The sequence below is a fragment of the Paenibacillus sp. RC84 genome (genome assembly GCF_041260495.1).
Lineage (GTDB): Bacteria > Bacillota > Bacilli > Paenibacillales > NBRC-103111 > Paenibacillus_F.
In genome coordinates, this window is sequence record NZ_JBGBYL010000009.1 from 341,800 (window position 1) to 357,048 (window position 15,249).

At 56.6% G+C, this 15,249-nt stretch carries 13 protein-coding genes and 1 other annotated feature; of the genes, 9 read left to right on the forward strand and 4 right to left on the reverse strand.

Annotated features, from left to right (window positions below):
• Positions 1 to 102 precede the first annotated feature (102 nt).
• On the reverse strand, positions 103 to 978 hold the full coding sequence (locus ABH899_RS21495; protein ID WP_370000404.1) for a PhzF family phenazine biosynthesis protein: 876 nt from the start codon (positions 976 to 978) through the stop codon (positions 103 to 105).
• 229 nt (positions 979 to 1,207) lie between these two features.
• Between ABH899_RS21495 and ABH899_RS21500 the strand changes: the two genes are divergently transcribed.
• A complete protein-coding gene (locus ABH899_RS21500; protein WP_370000406.1) occupies positions 1,208 to 1,615 on the forward strand; it encodes a DUF2203 domain-containing protein in 408 nt (135 codons plus the stop codon).
• A 50-nt stretch (positions 1,616 to 1,665) separates the two neighbouring features.
• A complete protein-coding gene (locus ABH899_RS21505; protein ID WP_370000408.1) occupies positions 1,666 to 3,318 on the forward strand; it encodes a copper resistance CopC/CopD family protein in 1,653 nt (550 codons plus the stop codon).
• 269 nt (positions 3,319 to 3,587) lie between these two features.
• Here the strand turns inward: ABH899_RS21505 and ABH899_RS21510 are convergent, their stop codons facing one another.
• Positions 3,588 to 4,781 (reverse strand): DUF418 domain-containing protein, encoded by a 1,194-nt coding sequence (locus tag ABH899_RS21510; RefSeq protein ID WP_370000410.1) that lies wholly within the window; start codon positions 4,779 to 4,781, stop codon positions 3,588 to 3,590.
• Between the two features lie 301 nt (positions 4,782 to 5,082).
• Positions 5,083 to 5,871 carry a lipid II flippase Amj family protein gene (locus ABH899_RS21515; protein WP_370000434.1) on the reverse strand — a complete coding sequence of 263 codons (789 nt, stop codon included), beginning with the start codon at positions 5,869 to 5,871 and terminating at the stop codon, positions 5,083 to 5,085.
• Between the two features lie 382 nt (positions 5,872 to 6,253).
• Here ABH899_RS21515 and ABH899_RS21520 point away from each other — a divergent pair, with 382 nt between their 5' ends.
• From ABH899_RS21520 to ABH899_RS21540, 5 genes are all read left to right on the forward strand, one after another.
• On the forward strand, positions 6,254 to 7,234 hold the full coding sequence (locus ABH899_RS21520) for an ABC transporter substrate-binding protein (protein ID WP_009676175.1): 981 nt from the start codon (positions 6,254 to 6,256) through the stop codon (positions 7,232 to 7,234).
• 192 nt (positions 7,235 to 7,426) lie between these two features.
• Positions 7,427 to 8,119 carry a response regulator transcription factor gene (locus ABH899_RS21525; protein WP_218229061.1) on the forward strand — a complete coding sequence of 231 codons (693 nt, stop codon included), beginning with the start codon at positions 7,427 to 7,429 and terminating at the stop codon, positions 8,117 to 8,119.
• A 36-nt stretch (positions 8,120 to 8,155) separates the two neighbouring features.
• Complete coding sequence (locus ABH899_RS21530; protein ID WP_370000413.1) at positions 8,156 to 9,268, forward strand: sensor histidine kinase; 1,113 nt, start codon at positions 8,156 to 8,158, stop codon at positions 9,266 to 9,268.
• Between the two features lie 158 nt (positions 9,269 to 9,426).
• Positions 9,427 to 10,650 carry an ArnT family glycosyltransferase gene (locus ABH899_RS21535; RefSeq protein WP_370000415.1) on the forward strand — a complete coding sequence of 408 codons (1,224 nt, stop codon included), beginning with the start codon at positions 9,427 to 9,429 and terminating at the stop codon, positions 10,648 to 10,650.
• Positions 10,651 to 10,724: 74 nt separating this feature from the next.
• Complete coding sequence (locus ABH899_RS21540; RefSeq protein WP_370000417.1) at positions 10,725 to 12,683, forward strand: FAD-dependent oxidoreductase; 1,959 nt, start codon at positions 10,725 to 10,727, stop codon at positions 12,681 to 12,683.
• Between the two features lie 220 nt (positions 12,684 to 12,903).
• Here the strand turns inward: ABH899_RS21540 and ABH899_RS21545 are convergent, their stop codons facing one another.
• Positions 12,904 to 13,446, reverse strand: a complete 543-nt coding sequence (locus ABH899_RS21545) for a DUF4352 domain-containing protein (protein WP_370000419.1) — start codon at positions 13,444 to 13,446, stop codon at positions 12,904 to 12,906.
• 136 nt (positions 13,447 to 13,582) lie between these two features.
• Positions 13,583 to 13,845 (forward strand) — a binding site (T-box leader).
• A 186-nt stretch (positions 13,846 to 14,031) separates the two neighbouring features.
• Here ABH899_RS21545 and ABH899_RS21550 point away from each other — a divergent pair.
• Both ABH899_RS21550 and ABH899_RS21555 read left to right on the forward strand, forming a co-directional pair.
• Positions 14,032 to 14,586: a hypothetical protein gene (locus ABH899_RS21550; RefSeq protein WP_370000421.1), complete on the forward strand. Its 555-nt coding sequence runs from the start codon at positions 14,032 to 14,034 to the stop codon at positions 14,584 to 14,586.
• A gap of 23 nt (positions 14,587 to 14,609) precedes the next feature.
• Positions 14,610 to 15,020: a hypothetical protein gene (locus ABH899_RS21555; protein WP_370000423.1), complete on the forward strand. Its 411-nt coding sequence runs from the start codon at positions 14,610 to 14,612 to the stop codon at positions 15,018 to 15,020.
• The last annotated feature ends 229 nt before the right edge of the window (positions 15,021 to 15,249 follow it).

A 15,249-nucleotide genomic window follows, 5' to 3' on the forward strand; every position in this document is an offset into this window, starting at 1 on the left:
TAAAAAACCATTTCAGCCTGCGGCAGGCCGGAAATGGTTTTTTTTAATGGAAGGTAAGCCGGGGACCGAATTGCCCGGTCGGACATCGGCAGCAAGAGCGCTTTACACGAGCTGCCCCTGCGCCGTAAAAAATACGCGTCCGCCGACATGGATGGCGAACCGGCCGTCCATTTCGCTTGCCCGCAGATATAGCAGCGACGGGCGGCCGATCTCATAGCCCTGCTCGACAGCCGTTTCGACGGACGGGCCGTCGAAATAGCGGTAGTGCGCCAGGTAAGCGGCCAGGCAGCCGCCCGCGCTGCCCGTAGCCGGATCTTCCGGCACTCCGAGTTCGTCCACGAACACGCGGGCGTTGATCCCGTTCGCGTTATCGTAAGTCTCCGGGCAGAACGGCATGACGGGGACGGCGGCTTCTGCGGGAAGCGCGGCTGCTTCTTCGGCCCGGTAAACCGCGCTGCGCACCGAGGCGAGGGTTTTCACGGGAATGAGGAGGAAAGGGATGCCGGTCGATACCACTTGAGCGGGGTAGCGTTCGTCGATTTCCTCCGTTTCCAGTCCGATTACCGCTGCTGCGGCGGAAGCGGAAATAAGACTTCCGAAAGAAGGCTGAAGCTGCTCCATCCAGAGCACGCCGTCGCTGCCGAAGGTGACCGGAATGTTTCCGGCGGGAACTTTCAGGGTAATTTCCTTTGCATCGGGACTGTAAAGATGACGGATGATCCAGGCGGTCCCCAGACAAGGGTGACCGGCGAACGGCAGCTCGCTGTTCGGCGTAAAGATACGGACCCGGTAGCTTCCGTCCGCATCCGGTTCCGGCTGGAGGAACGTAGTCTCGGAATAATTCATTTCGCGGGCAATGCTCTGCATATCCGGGGCGGGCAGCGGCTCGGGACAAATGATGACGGCGAGAGGATTTCCCGCATATTTCTTTTCGGCGAATACATCGACGATATAAAAATCCTGCTTGGACAAGCTCATGGGGGCACCGCCTTTTTTTCGGAAAATAGGATTTGAAATGATTTTAATGAAATTTTTTGTGAAAGTACAGCACAGAAACAGAAGCAGGACTTCTCCCTTCTTTCATGGAATTGTCATCTGAGCTTTCTTTCTCCGCCTTTTTCATCGCGTATACTGGAGGAGCCGACCGCTCAAGACATTCGATTCGGGGAACCTGTTTCTGGTACACTGATCTTAGGGGGTGGAGTAAATGGCCAAACGGTATTTTACGGTAGAGGAAGCCAACGTCCTGCTGCCTGCGGTACAGGATCAGATCTCCGGTCTCAAAGAAATCAAGAAGAAGTTTGAGGACAAGTATGCGGAGCTGCGTGAAAAAAGACAGGCGGTCCGCAGGCTGGGCGGAAAAGAAGCATACGATCCGCTTTTCGAGCTGGAATGCGATCTTGAATTTCTGCAGATCGAAGCCCGCGGAATGATTCAGCACTTTTATCATCAAGGTATCGAGCTAAAGGACATTGATTCCGGCCTTGTGGATTTTCCGTCCATTCTGGGCGGCGAAGAAGTCCTCCTTTGCTGGCGCAGCGGAGAGGAACGCATCGGTTATTATCATAGCCGGCAGGACGGGTACACAGGCCGCAAACCGCTCCCCGGGGATTAAAGGTCCGGGAAGCGTGACTTACAAAGACACTGGAGGCGGATGGACTGAACATGAAAGGAAAGGTAGTGAAGACGGCACGGCGGACCTTTTTTACGGCCGGTCTGCTGTGCCTGCTCGTCATCCTGGGAGGATTGTTTCCCCGGGAGGCGTTTGCGCATGCGATTCTGACCGGGACGGACCCCGCTCCGAACAGTACGCTGGCGCAGGCGCCGGAACAGATCCAACTGACCTTTAACGAGCCGCTGGAAGAAGGCGTCTACTATATTCGTGTTCTTGACCAGTCGGGCGCGAAGGTTACGGACAATGCGGCGACGATGACGAAAGACCGGACGGGGATCGTTTTGCAGCTGCCGAAGCTGGACGACGGGCTGTATGTGGTGTCCTACCACGTCATCTCGGGTGACGGTCACCCGGTGGGCGGGAGTTATCCGCTCACGGTCGGCAATGCGGCGCCCGCCGCGCAGAACGGGAACACGGGCGGCACGACCGCCGGACACAACCATAATCTCGGCAACTCGGGCGTAGACGGGCTGATCCAGTATGCGGCGCGCGGTCTGTGGTACGCGGCGATGCTCGCGCTGACCGGCTGGCTGCTCTGGAGGCGCTCGGAATTCGGCCGCAAGCTGCCGCAGGAAGTTTCCGCGAAATGGACGCTGAATCTGCAGCGGTTTTACTTGGTTGCTTTGCTTTTTGTCATTCTTACACATGTGGAGGCTCTCCTCGGCGACGGAGGACTTTCCCAGCTCGGCAGTCTGCTGACGGGTACGGGAATCGGTATTTCCTGGCTCGTAGCGCTTGGCTTGTCTCTGTCGGGCTTCGTCCTGCTCGGACGAGCCGCCTGGCTGGACTATGCCTGGGCGGCCGCGCTGCTGGCGGTTAAAGCCCTGTCCGGGCATGCGGTAACGTTCCCGCCCGTCTCGGCGAGCGTAGCCGCCGATTTTATCCATCTGGGAGCGGCGGCTGTCTGGGTAGGCGGCTTGACGGCGGCAGCCGCGGTGTACCGGAACAGAAGGGAGGAGTTTACCTCCTTCCTGGGCCGCTTCTCAGGAGCGGCGCTAGGGTCGATTATCGCGCTTACCGTGAGCGGCGTCGTGCTGACGCTGTTATTCCTGCCCAGTCTGGATATGATCATTTATACCCAGTGGGGGATTCTTATGCTTGTTAAGGTCGGCGTCGTCGTGCTTGTCGTAGGGACGGCCGCCTTCTTGCGCTATACGATGAAGAACAAGCGGGACAAGGCGACAGCGAAGCTCTACAAGGTGGATTTCAGCTTTATGCTGATTATCCTTGCGGTGGTCGGCGTCCTCACTTACTTGTCTCCGGCTCCCCCGAATGAGCCGCTGAACTGGCACGAGATGGGCAAAAGCGTGCATATGACGGCCGAAGTGTCTCCGAAAGCACCGGGCACCAACACGTTCAAGGTGACGGTCTGGGTGCTGGATACGATGGGACTGCCCAAGCATGTGCAGATGAACGCCCAGTACGAGCCGAAGGAAGAAGAGGAGGCCACGCTGGCTCCCATCCAGATTCCGCTGGAGCTTCAGGAGAATCAGGAAGAAAACTGGCTGGAGGGGTACAACATGTACACCTATTACACCCAGGGACCTTACCTGCCGCTTCCCGGCAAGTGTACGCTGGAAGTCCGGATTATGGACTCCAACGACGACGAGGCGGTTTACAAGAAAGAATTCCGGCTTTATTAGCTAGCGAAAACAGCCCCTTATGCTTGCCTGCATAAGGGGCTGTTTTTTTGTGCGGCCGCGGAGTTGCGGGAAGAGTGGACCGGAGCGGGAACGCGTGACCCGGGCGGGAATATCGGCGGGATGATGAAGGCTGCACGCCGTTGACGTCCTAAAACGCTCCGGCCGTGTATGGTTTCCGTTGGACCGGACCGGGGCCCGCAAAATTTAGCCGCAAGCGCCGCAGTACGGCCCTCTCGAGATTCCGGGATTTCGGGATTCCGGAGATTTAATCACCGGCTTTGCCCGCGTCCCGGCGACAGGCGGCCGTAGGTCCATTTTCTCCAGAGCCACTCGGCGGGCCCGTAGCGGAATCTTTTCAGCCAGAATGCCGAAAAGGCGATCTGCAGCGGGTAAATGGCGAGGCAGAGCAGGGTGCCCTGCCACAGACTGACTTGACCGTATAAGCGGAAGCCGAGGAACAGAACGACACAGAGGACCGTCTGCGACAAATAATTGGTCAGCGCCATCCGGCCGTAAGGTTGGAGAAACCGGAGCCGCCGCTGCCAGACCGGATTTTCGAGAAGCAGGGCAAGGCCGGCGATGTAGACAAACGCCAGCGTGAACCCGCTCGTGTAGACGAGGAAGAACGTCACGAGGCTGAGATCGGTTTCCGCCCCGATCGCGTAAATGGCGGCGATGGCCGCCAAAAGCGGGAGGCTGAGCGCAAGGCACCGGCTGCGGATCTTGCGCCACCGCTCCCGGTGGGCGCTTACGTCATGAAGCAGGCCGCTTCTTCCCGCCGCCAGTCCCAGCAAGAACATGCCGAGGACGACGGGCAGCATGGAGAGCTGGCTGGACAGCGAGTCCCACACTTCGCTGCGCCAGTGCCAGGCCAGCCAGTCGGGCCAGGAGAGCGTCCGGAACGCGTGAAGGCTTGCGGCGGCATCGGCTTCCGTGTATAAGGGGCCTCCCAGGGAGGGATCGATCCCTCCCCTCGCGTAGGCGACCAGCGCGATGATCAGGGCGGGCAGGCCGAGAATCAGCAGCAGGTAGCCGAGCACGAGGAGGAGGCCCCACTTGCGGACGGTTTCCGTCTTCATCCGGTAAAAAACGGGAAGCAGGAAGCCTGTGATGGCGTAAAGAGTCAGAATATCTCCTCTCCAGAAGAGCGCCAAATGCAGGAAGCCGATCAGCAGCAGCACGAGCAGGCGCCTGCGGAACAGGCCGGGCCCATATCCCTTCTGTTCGGCTCGCGTCATGAAGATGTAGAATCCGAGCCCGAACAAGAAGGAGAAAATCAGATAAAATTTTCCCTGGACGAACAAATCGAACAGCAGCCGGAGCCACCTGTCCGCGCCGTGGTAGACCGCAAATTCGCTTCCGCTGAAGGTCGGCATATTGACCAGAAAAATACCGAGCAGAGCGAAGCCGCGGATGATATCGAGCGCGATGATGCGTTCAGTCCCTGCGGAGGGGCCGATCATAGGAGTAACACCGTCCCGTCATAGCCCTGAAAGGCGATTTTTTCCTCATCATACGTGAAAGAGCCCCCGGTAGCAAATCGGGGGCTTGCAGACGGAAGAGAGGCGATACGGGCAAGCCCCGAAGCTCTTATCGGAAGCCGTTACGGTCCGGGCGACGGTCTGTCCGGTCTGTCCGGCTGCGCTGTCGGTGGGCGGGTTCGTTCTCCCGCACACAGCGCGCTTCCGACAGGGCTGACAGCTTGCCTGGCCGTCCGTTTCCGGCAGTCGGTATCAGTTCCGCGGCCGCGCCCGGGTCTCCCGCTCAGAACAGCGTGAGCGCCCAGAGAATGAACGAGGTGGCGGGGACGAGCAGCACCTGGGCCAGAATCGTTCCGGCGAGACGGGACAGCATGAGGAGGCCGAACATTTTGTTAACGGCCTCCTGGCTGGCTTTGCCGTGCATGGCCCGGTCCGTCAGCAGCCCGACTTTCGGGTCGATCAGCAGCGTCATAATAATGGTGGCGATGCCGTTGATGAGGGCGGAGGACATGGTGGCCTGCGACTTGTTGTCCGGGCTGAAGGCCGACGCGTACAGGGCCGCCAGGACGCCGACCGTGTAGATGGCCGTGACGATGACATTGAGCAGCACGAGGCGTTTGGGCACCCCGCCGATCCGCAGGCGGGAGAGCATCTGCAGGCGGGGCGGGCGCAGGTGCTTGCGGGCCTGTTTGATGCCGTGCACGTTGGCCGTGGCCTTCAGCAGGGACGGAATGGACCCCGTGACTTCGAAATGGGCGATCATCCGCGCCGACAAGGAGACGAGCGTCGGAAACAGCACGATCGCTATTGCCGTTCCGACCGATGCCGACATCAGGACGAAGCGGAACGGCGCCAGCGCCAGATGGGGGTCTGTTCGTCCGGCCTTATCGGCAATGCCGGAGATCATCAGGCCCTGCACCATGTTCGAAGTCCGGGAGATCAGGACGATCATACCCGCCAGCGAAAGGGCGACAGCCAGTTTGGCGGTCCGGATTCCCGCCAGACGGAAGGCGTAGGCGGACGTTTCGGCCGCGTGAATAATCAGGGTGAACAGACAGGCGAGGAGAAGCATGGTCAAGAGATATCGACTCTCCTTTTGAAGGAATGGAATCGCGCCCCCGTCGGGTCCGGTTCTTGCGGGACTCGTACCTTGGCAAGGGTCACAGGAAGGACGGCACGATATGCCGCGCGGCATGGCCGCCCGTCCGTTTATTTTTGTGCGTTATTGCCGGCGTGTTCATTTTTGCCGTCCGGTCTTTCTAGTGGAATTATACAAGGAACCTTTCCTATTAGCGAGAGAACCCGGCAGGCATGGGAAGATTTTTACACGGGAAAACGGATCGTTTTAGCGGAAAAACGAGAGGTTTCAGGTTGACAACCTCACTGTAAAAAGGTATCATTCCTTGTGAATGATAATCATTATCACCAAGAACGGACAGGGGAGAATACAACGAATGAAATCAGCAGCACGCAAATCTTACGTATTATGTCTGATCGTCCTTGCGATGGCGCTTGCTCTGGCAGGCTGCGGCAAAGGCAACCAGGCTTCGGATGGGGGAGCGGCATCGCCCGCACCCGGAGATACAGCGAAACAAACGATCAAGGTTAAACATGCCATGGGCGAGACCGAAGTGCCGGCTGCGCCGAAACGCGTCGTCATTCTGACGAATGAAGGAACGGAAGCCTTGCTGGCTCTGGGCATCAAGCCGGTCGGAGCGGTTAAATCGTTCACCGGTAACCCTTGGTACGACCACATCAAGGCTGATATGGATGGCGTAACCGTCGTGGGCGACGAGCATCAGCCGAACATGGAAGCGATCATCAGCCTGAAACCGGATCTGATCATCGGCAACAAAATGCGCCAGGAGAAGGTTTACGCCCAGCTCAGCGCGATTGCGCCGACCGTATTCTCCGAAACGCTGCGCGGCGAGTGGAAGAACAACTTCAGCCTCTATGCCGAGGCGGTGAACAAAAAAGCGGACGGCGAGAAATTGATCGCCGACTTCGACAAACGCATTGAAGACTTCAAATCCAAAGCGGGCGACAAGCTGAAAGAGAAAGTTTCCGTCGTGCGTTTTATGGCCGGCAAAACCCGCATCTATCTCGACGATACGTTTACCGGCATTATTTTCAAACAGATCGGCATTGCCCGTACGCCTGTAAAAGCCAAGGATACGTTCGTGGAGGAAATTACGAAAGAGCGCGTGCCGGAAGTGGATTCCGACCGTCTGTTCTACTTCACGTATGAAACGGGCGACGGCAACGGTACGAAGCAGGAAGAAGCGATTACCAAGGATCCGCTCTGGCAGAACCTGAACGTGGTGAAGAACGGCAAGGCCCAGAAGGTGAACGACGTAACCTGGAACACGGCAGGCGGCGTTAAAGCGGCTAACCTGCTTCTCGACGATTTGTACAAGTTCTACGACATCAAGTAAACATAACTGGCGAAGCTCCGGCGGCGCCAAGCGAAAACTCCGTCCTTCGGGCGGGGTTTTTTACTATGTTCCGGGCGCTTATCTTAAAATAGTTTAAGGAATCCCACAAAATAGGATATGGTATCATTAAGGACAAAGACAGAAAACGGGCGGTTATTCAAGCAAACCGTTAGCCGTGTTGGAGGTACAGATATGTACGGGGGAACGATTCTACTTGTCGACGACGAGATCGAAATCACCAATCTTCTGGAGATTTACTTGAAAAATGAAGGCTACCGGCTGTTGAAAGCATCCGACGGCGCCGAGGCTCTCGAGCTTTTGAACGAAAACGAAGTCGATCTGATCATTCTGGACGTCATGATGCCCCGGATGGACGGGATCGAGGCGTGCATGAAAATACGGGAAGAAAAGCATATGCCGATCATCATGCTGTCGGCCAAAAGTCAGGAGATCGACAAGATCACGGGACTGAGCATCGGGGCGGACGATTACGTGATCAAGCCGTTCAGCCCGCTGGAGATGCTGGCACGGGTCAAATCGCAGCTCCGCAGGTACCGGCAGCTCAACAGCCGTCCCGCCAAAAACGAGAATGAAATTCTTATCGAGGACCTGCTCATTAATTTGGGAACCCATAAAGTATATGTGGAGGGCAGCGAGGTCAGACTGACGCCCAGAGAGTTTGCGATTCTTCAGGTGCTGGCCCGCAGCAGAGGGCAGGTGCTGAGCATGGAGCAGATTTACGAAGCCGTATGGGACGAGCCTTTTTTCGAATCGAACAATACCGTCATGGTTCATATCCGCAAAATCCGTGAAAAAATCGAAAAGGACCCAAGCCGTCCGCAAATGATCAAGACGGTCTGGGGAATCGGCTACACCATCGAATAAGTTCGGCTCGGAGGGGCAAGACTGGAGTGAACAAACTTGAAAAACAAATTTATCCACACCGTGCGCTGGCAGTTTATTTTTATTTTTATTCTCAGCATTGTGTTCGCTGCGGGAACCGTGCTTCTCGCCTACCGGATAGTGAAATCGATCATCGGCCTCAGCTATTACTCGGGACCCCTCCGCTGGGTCGTTAACAATATCGGCTCTACGCCCGTAATGGTCGTGGTCGGGGGCGGGCTGTTTCTTGTTTATTTTTTTATTTTCAGCCGCAAGATTATCGGGTATTTGGAAGAGATCACACAGGGCGTGCAGGAAATCGCGAAAGGCAATCTCGACTATGAAATCGTGGCCCGTTCTTCCGACGAGCTGGGCGAGGTTGCGGAGACGATCAACGCGATGACCCGGAAGCTGAAAAAGTCCATCGAAGAGGAAAGAAAAGCGGAACGGACGAAAAACGAGCTGATCACGGGCGTTTCGCACGATCTCCGTACCCCTCTGACGTCGATTTTGGGCTATCTGGAACTAATTGAGACGGACCGGTACAAGGATGAAGTCGAACTCCGGTATTATACGCGCATCGCTTTTGAGAAAACGAAAAATTTGAACAAGCTCATCGACTACTTGTTCGAATACACGTCGCTGCCCGGCGAAGGCATCGAGCTTGAAATGAAGAAAGTGAACATCTACGGCTTTCTGAAGCAGTTGGCGGAGGAGTTCGTCCCGATTTTAACGAAAGCGGGCATGACGTGCCGGGTGACTGCGGAGGACGACACGCTTTATATCCGGGCGGACGGCAGGCAGCTGGTCCGGGCCTACGAGAATCTGATCTCCAACGCGATCCGGTACGGCAGCGCAGGCAAGGTTGTCGATATCAAAATCAGCCGCAGCGGGCAAGAGGCTGTCGTGGAGATTGTCAATTACGGAGAGCCCATTCCGGAATCGGACCTGCCGTATATCTTCGAACGGTTTTACCGGGCGGAGAAGTCAAGATCGTCCCGCACGGGCGGAACCGGCCTCGGACTGGCTATCGCCAAGAGCATTATCGAGATGCACGGCGGGGTAATAGCGGCGCGCAGCCACCGGAAGCAGACGGTTTTCGAAACGCGGCTCCCTCTGCAGCCTTCACGACAACCCGGAACAGACAGCTAAGGAAGGCCGATCGTCAGCGGCCTTCTTTTTTTCTATCGGCAGGGAAATCCTTAAGTTTTCTTAAGAATGCTTTAAGCGAGCGGTAAGCGGTTCTAAACCGCGCCTTAAACTCTCTCTTGTATACTAGAAATCACGGGAACGCCGAAAGGAGCAGAATTATGAACCGTAAAAAACGGGTATGGGCCGCATTGGCGGTAATATTTCTGCTGGCGGCATATGTGAGGATCGATTTTCTCCGTTCGGTCGATCACGAGATGCCCCATGACTCGCTGAATTACGATAAGATGGTCAGACAACTGCTGGAGACGGGAGTATACGCCTATAACGGCGAGACCCCGAACGCGCTCGTAACCCCCGGTTATCCGCTTTTTTTGGCGGCGGTATATGAGATCGCGGATTATAAGGAGCACGACCCGCTTCCCTGGGTCCGGTACATACAGGCGCTGTTGAGTCTGGCCGCTTTGGGGTTCGTCTACCGGATTGCGAGAAGGTTTTCCGGCGAATTGACGGCACTCATTGCGCTTCTGATCGCGGCCGTATATCCGCCGTTCGTCTGGGCCAACGGGGCCATTCTGACCGAGGTGCTGGCCATTTTCCTCTTGATGGGATATCTGCTTGCTCAGATCCGGGTTTTCGAAACGCCTTCTTACGGCCGGGCTGCCGCCGCGGGAATCTGGCTCGGTCTGACCGTGCTTGTACGCCCGGAATTTCTGCCGCTGATTGCCGTGGCCTTCGCGTTCCAGTGGCTGCGGGACAAAGAAGCGAGGAAGCGGACGATCCGGCTGTTTGCCTGCTCCGCCGCGGCCGTTGTGCTGCTGCTTGCGCCCTGGTGGATTCGCAATGCCGTCACGCTGCATCAGTGGGTCGCGACGGCGACTCAAGAAAACCCGTTCAGGGCGGGAACGTATCCGTACAATACGTTTAACGACGAGAGCCTGGTAGACCCCGCGGGGAAAACGGAGAAAGAGCTGGCCATAGCCCGGTTGAAAGCCGGTTTTACGACCCAGCCGGGGCTGTTTATCAAGTGGTATACGATCGGAAAAATGCAGTACGTGTACCAGAGCGTCTACCGCGGCGGGGGCCATCAGCCTTATTATCCGGTGATCCCGTTCAACGCGAACCTGCTTCACCGCACACTTGTGCTGTCCGGCGCCATAGCCGTTCTGGCCGCACTGAGGCGCTGGAGGGAGACCGTTACGCTGCTGGCTCTCACGGTTATCGCGATGAGCCTGATCCGTCTCGGCTTCGTGGCGGATTACCGCTACAACGTCACGATGATGCCCCTGATCATCATTCTGGATTGTGTCCTGGGCTGGCGTGCGGTTATGTGGTGGAAGGGCAGACGGACACAGAAAACCGCCGTTTTGAACCCGATTAAATAACGAAATGAAGCATGAAAAGAAAGAAATGAAATTGAAATGAACGAAAATGAAAATGAAAGTTACGAGGTGCACAAATGTCCGGTTCTTTTTTTACAGGTAAGAAAGGTTTTTTACTCGTTCTGGTTCTAGTCCTTCTGGCGGGTGCCGGAGGGGGCTGGTATTATTACTCTTCTAAATGGAAGGCCGCTGTCGGGGGACCGCTTCCGGCCAAGCAGGAATTGACGAAAGTCGCCACGGCCGACAAGCTGAAAGACAACTACGACGTTATTGTAGTCGGCACGGATCCCGAAGGCGTCAGCGCGGCCGTGTCCGCTTCCCGCAGCGGGCTGAAGACTCTTCTGATCGAACCCCGCAAGCGTACGGTTCTGGGCGGCCTTATGACGGAAGGCTGGCTGAACAGCATCGACATGAACTGGGACAAAACCGTGTCGACTCTGCCCGGCAAAGAGCCTGCGTATTTCAATCAGGGCATTTTCAAAGAATGGTACGAGAAAATCGAAGGTCATTCCTTTGACGTAACGACAGCGGCCAATGCGTTTAATAAGCTCGTTGCCGATGAGAAAAACATTGATGTCTCCATGGACGGGTACAGTGTGGAGCCGGTTCTCAAACAAGAAGGGGCCGCTCAAACCGTAACCGGAATCACCGTAACCAAACAGGATGGGACGAAACAGACCATCGGCACCAAAACCGTTATCGACGCGACGCAGGATGCGGATTTCGCCGCGGCTGCGGGAGTGCCTTTTACCATCGGGCGGGAAGATATCGGGGATAAAAAAGCCCGGATGGCCGTTACGGCCGTATTCCGGCTGGAAAATGTCACGGACGATGTGTGGAGCAAGGTGGCCAAAAGGCTGAACGGCGACAATGATAAGGATACGGGCCTGGACAAAATGTCCGCCTGGGGATACGGCAAAGAGATGGCGGGCTACGTGCCGCTGAACAAGCAGCGCATGAAGATGCGCGGGCTCAATATCGGCCGGCAGCTTGACGGTACGGTGCTGATCAATGCGCTGCATATTTTCGATATCGACGGCTTGAACGCGAAATCCCAGCAGGAAGGGCTGGAGATCGCAGCCAAGGAAATTCCGAATGTCGTCAAGTATTTGAAGACGTTCGATGAATTCAAGAACGTGGAGCTGGACAGCATCGCTCCCGAGCTGTATGTGCGTGAAACCCGCCACATGGAAGGGCTGCACAGGCTCAGCGTCGTGGATTTGCTGGAAAACCGCGACCAGTGGGACCGGATCGCTTTCGGATCTTATCCGGCGGATATCCAAAGAACGTCGCCTAACGATAACGGCGCGGTCGTCGTTCATCCGACGAAGTACGCGGTTCCGTTCCGCAGCATCGTGCCGCAGAACGTAGACGGCCTTCTCGTCGTGGGCCGGAGCGCCAGCTACGACACGCTGGCGCACGGCAGCGCCCGCGTCATCCCCGTCGGCATGGCCGAGGGCGAAGCGGCCGGAGCGGCGGCCAAGCTGGCCGCGGAGAAGGGCACGACCTTCCGCGCCATGGCGGAATCCAAATCCCTGATCGCCGACCTGCAGAAGCGGCTGAACGATCAGGGGATGGACCTCAAGCCTTATAAGCTGGACGAAGCGGCGTTTATGAAGCATAAGGCGTATCCCGGTCTGAAAGCGGCGGTGTCTATGGGCATTGCTTACGGCTCTTATGCCAACGCAGGCTTTAAGGAGCTGGATAATCCGTCGAACGCGCAGCGGATGGTGAACCAGATGAACAGCGTAAGACGGATGTACGCCGCTTCTTTCCAAGGAGATCCTTCCGCCGCCGTGAAAGGGATGGAGGAGCCTGCGAAGAAAACGCTGACTCTGCAGCAGGCGAGCTACACGATCGCGCTGGCCGCGGGGCTGAAGGTTGAAGCCGCGGAAGCGCAGGCCGCGCTGGAAAACGGCGGGCTGCTCAGCAAAGCGACCCTCGGCATCATCGCCAATAAAGAGAAGTTAAGCGACGGCGATGTGTACATGATGCTCAAAGACGCGGTAGAAAAGCAGGCAGGAGCAAAGTTTTAGAAAACCGAAGACTGCACAGGCGGGAACTAGCGCTATAAAGGCCAGATGCATGTGAAGGCCGGGCCTGGGTGTCCTGAATAGTCCCAGTCCCCCTGTGCAAGAGGTGCTTGCTAAGGACAGGCTTGCAGAAAACGAAATAAAGCCGGTCATAAAAAAATAAAACGCCCTGTTCCGTCGGCGGAACAGGGCATTTTTCATGGTTCGAGCTTTTATCGCACATTTATTGCAGATTGATTTTTACCGCTTTGTCCGGCCGGACGTCTTCTTTGTGAAGAAGCTGGAGCTTGGGATCGCCCTTGGGCTGCTCGAACACCAGAGTGCCCGAAACTTTGCCGCCCGGAGCCAGTTCGCCGTATTTGAGGCCGGTTTCCCCGGAGAAGGAAGCGAGCACTTTATCGCTGATCATCCCGTTGCTGTTGGCCATTTCAAAGCTGTAGGGGTTGTACGGGAGCTCTTTGGTCCCCGAATTTTCGATATTCAGCGTCACCACGACAAATTCGCCGTCCGGCAGGTTGGGCGTTTCTGGCCCCTGCTCCGTAAATTTTTCCACTTTGCTTACTTTTATTTTCGCATCGCCGATTTGAACGGTATCTTCTTTGGAGTATTCCTGAGCGAGGGACACGGCAGAACGCGACGCTTCGGCGGCGGAAGAACGGTCTGCGGCGCCGCCCTGTTTGAGCGGGGATGCTTGCTCCTTGTAGTCTCCGCATGCGGTCAAGGCCAGACACGAAACGGCGGCAAGCAGGCCGAGTTTTGTTTTCAAAATACTCTCCCCCAATCTGAATGTTATTCGTTAAGACTTATAACCCGCAAACGAAACCCGGTAAACAATTCCGGCGCAAACAATTGCCTTCCTCCCCGCAGCCTGATAAACTGTTGAAAAGCAAGCCGAAAGCATACCCGTTACGATGAAGAAGAAGAGTAAGCGTCAGGCAGGACTCCAGAGAGCTGATGGCAGGTGAGAATCAGTGTCGGGCAGACGCCGAATGGGCTTCCGAGTGCCGGTCCGAACCCCTTTGCGGGCAGTAGGAGCCGGCGGCAGCAGGTCCGGCCGTTATCCTGGGACCCCGTATCGAAAGCGGACCGCTTTCCGTACGTTAGAGCGCGTTTGTCCAGGCAAACGAACAAAGGTGGTACCGCGAAGTGAAACTTCGTCCTTTTTAAGGACGGAGTTTTTTTGTTGTCCGGTTTACGTTCCGGACCTTAATCTTCGAAAACATTTTACTTCACATAAAGGGGGTGATGGCCGTGGAAGACGGTTGGTGGTGGCGTCTCAAAAACAGGACGGACAAAGATTTGAAACATTTGCGAAAAGGGATTGAAACCTACATTCAAAGGAGAAATGAATATGGAACGGATATTAACGGGAGACCGCGTCACCGGGAAGCTGCACCTCGGCCATTACGCCGGAAGTTTGAAAAAGCGGGTGGAGCTGCAGCATCAGATGGAAACGTTTCTGCTGCTGGCGGATGTGCAGGCGCTGACGACGCATTTTGAGGACCCGGATCTGGTAAGAAAACATCTGCGGCTTGTCGCGCTGGACTACTTGGCGGCCGGAATCGACCCGGAGAAGGCTGTGCTGTGCGTGCAGTCGCTCATTCCGGAAATCGCCGAGCTGACGGTGTTTTACTCGATGTTTGTCACAGTCAGCTCGCTGAGGCATAACCCGACGACCAAAAGCGAGGCGGAGCAGCGGGGGTACGACGATTTGTACTACGGCTTCCTCGGTTATCCGGTCAGCCAGGCGGCGGACATCACGTTCTGCAAGGCAACGCTCGTCCCGGTGGGCGACGACCAGATTCCTCATATCGAGCAGACCCGCAAAATCGTCCGCAGATTCAACTCGCTCTACCGGCCGGTGTTTGAAGAGCCCCGGGCGCTGGTCGGCCATAGCCGCGCCTGATCGGTCTGGACGGGAACGGCAAAATGAGCAAGAGTCTGGGCAACGGCATTGAGCTCGATGCCTCTGCGGAAGAGATAAGAGATAAACTGAAGAAGGCCAAGACAGACCCTTCGAGAATCCGCAAAGACGATCCGGGTCATCCCGGGATTTGCCCGGTCTTCTCCTACCATGAAGCATTTCTGGCCGGGGATGCCCCGGAAATAAGGGAGAGCTGCGAACGGGGGAGCATTGGCTGCACAGCCTGCAAGGAGAAGCTGGCGGAAGGGCTGAACGCCCTGCTGGAGCCGATGAGGGAGCGCAGAGCTTATTACGAGGCGAAGCCTGCGGACGTGGACGAAATTCTCCAATCCGGCACAGCCAAAGCGCGCGGCATCGGCCGCGAAACGATGCGGGAAGTGCGGGAAGCGATGCGGATTGATTATTTCGGACGCTGACGGGCCAGTGCGGCAGTGTGACTGTGCGGCACCGCAAGGCTCCATAGGGCCCGGCCCGGCCATGCCGCAAGGACAGCCCCGCAGCGCGACGCACTTGTGCCGCACGGCAACGCAAAAAAAGCCTATCCGTTAGATGAAGTGCACCCCTTAGAATGGACATTGGAAAAACCCTCTGGGTAAAATCCGATAAAATTCTAGGGGGTGCATTTTTTTATGCCAGCGAGAAAAG

Excerpts from the sequence above, each read along its gene's own strand:
- ABH899_RS21535 (WP_370000415.1), top strand. The coding sequence starts at position 9,427 with ATGAACCGTAAAAAACGGGTATGGGCCGCATTGGCGGTAATATTTCTG.
- ABH899_RS21510 (WP_370000410.1), bottom strand. The coding sequence starts at position 4,781 with ATGATCGGCCCCTCCGCAGGGACTGAACGCATCATCGCGCTCGATATC.
- ABH899_RS21520 (WP_009676175.1), top strand. The coding sequence starts at position 6,254 with ATGAAATCAGCAGCACGCAAATCTTACGTATTATGTCTGATCGTCCTT.
- ABH899_RS21515 (WP_370000434.1), bottom strand. The coding sequence starts at position 5,871 with ATGCTTCTCCTCGCCTGTCTGTTCACCCTGATTATTCACGCGGCCGAA.
- ABH899_RS21555 (WP_370000423.1), top strand. The coding sequence starts at position 14,610 with ATGAGCAAGAGTCTGGGCAACGGCATTGAGCTCGATGCCTCTGCGGAA.
- ABH899_RS21540 (WP_370000417.1), top strand. The coding sequence starts at position 10,725 with ATGTCCGGTTCTTTTTTTACAGGTAAGAAAGGTTTTTTACTCGTTCTG.
- ABH899_RS21500 (WP_370000406.1), top strand. The coding sequence starts at position 1,208 with ATGGCCAAACGGTATTTTACGGTAGAGGAAGCCAACGTCCTGCTGCCT.
- ABH899_RS21505 (WP_370000408.1), top strand. The coding sequence starts at position 1,666 with ATGAAAGGAAAGGTAGTGAAGACGGCACGGCGGACCTTTTTTACGGCC.
- ABH899_RS21525 (WP_218229061.1), top strand. The coding sequence starts at position 7,427 with ATGTACGGGGGAACGATTCTACTTGTCGACGACGAGATCGAAATCACC.
- ABH899_RS21550 (WP_370000421.1), top strand. The coding sequence starts at position 14,032 with ATGGAACGGATATTAACGGGAGACCGCGTCACCGGGAAGCTGCACCTC.
- ABH899_RS21495 (WP_370000404.1), bottom strand. The coding sequence starts at position 978 with ATGAGCTTGTCCAAGCAGGATTTTTATATCGTCGATGTATTCGCCGAA.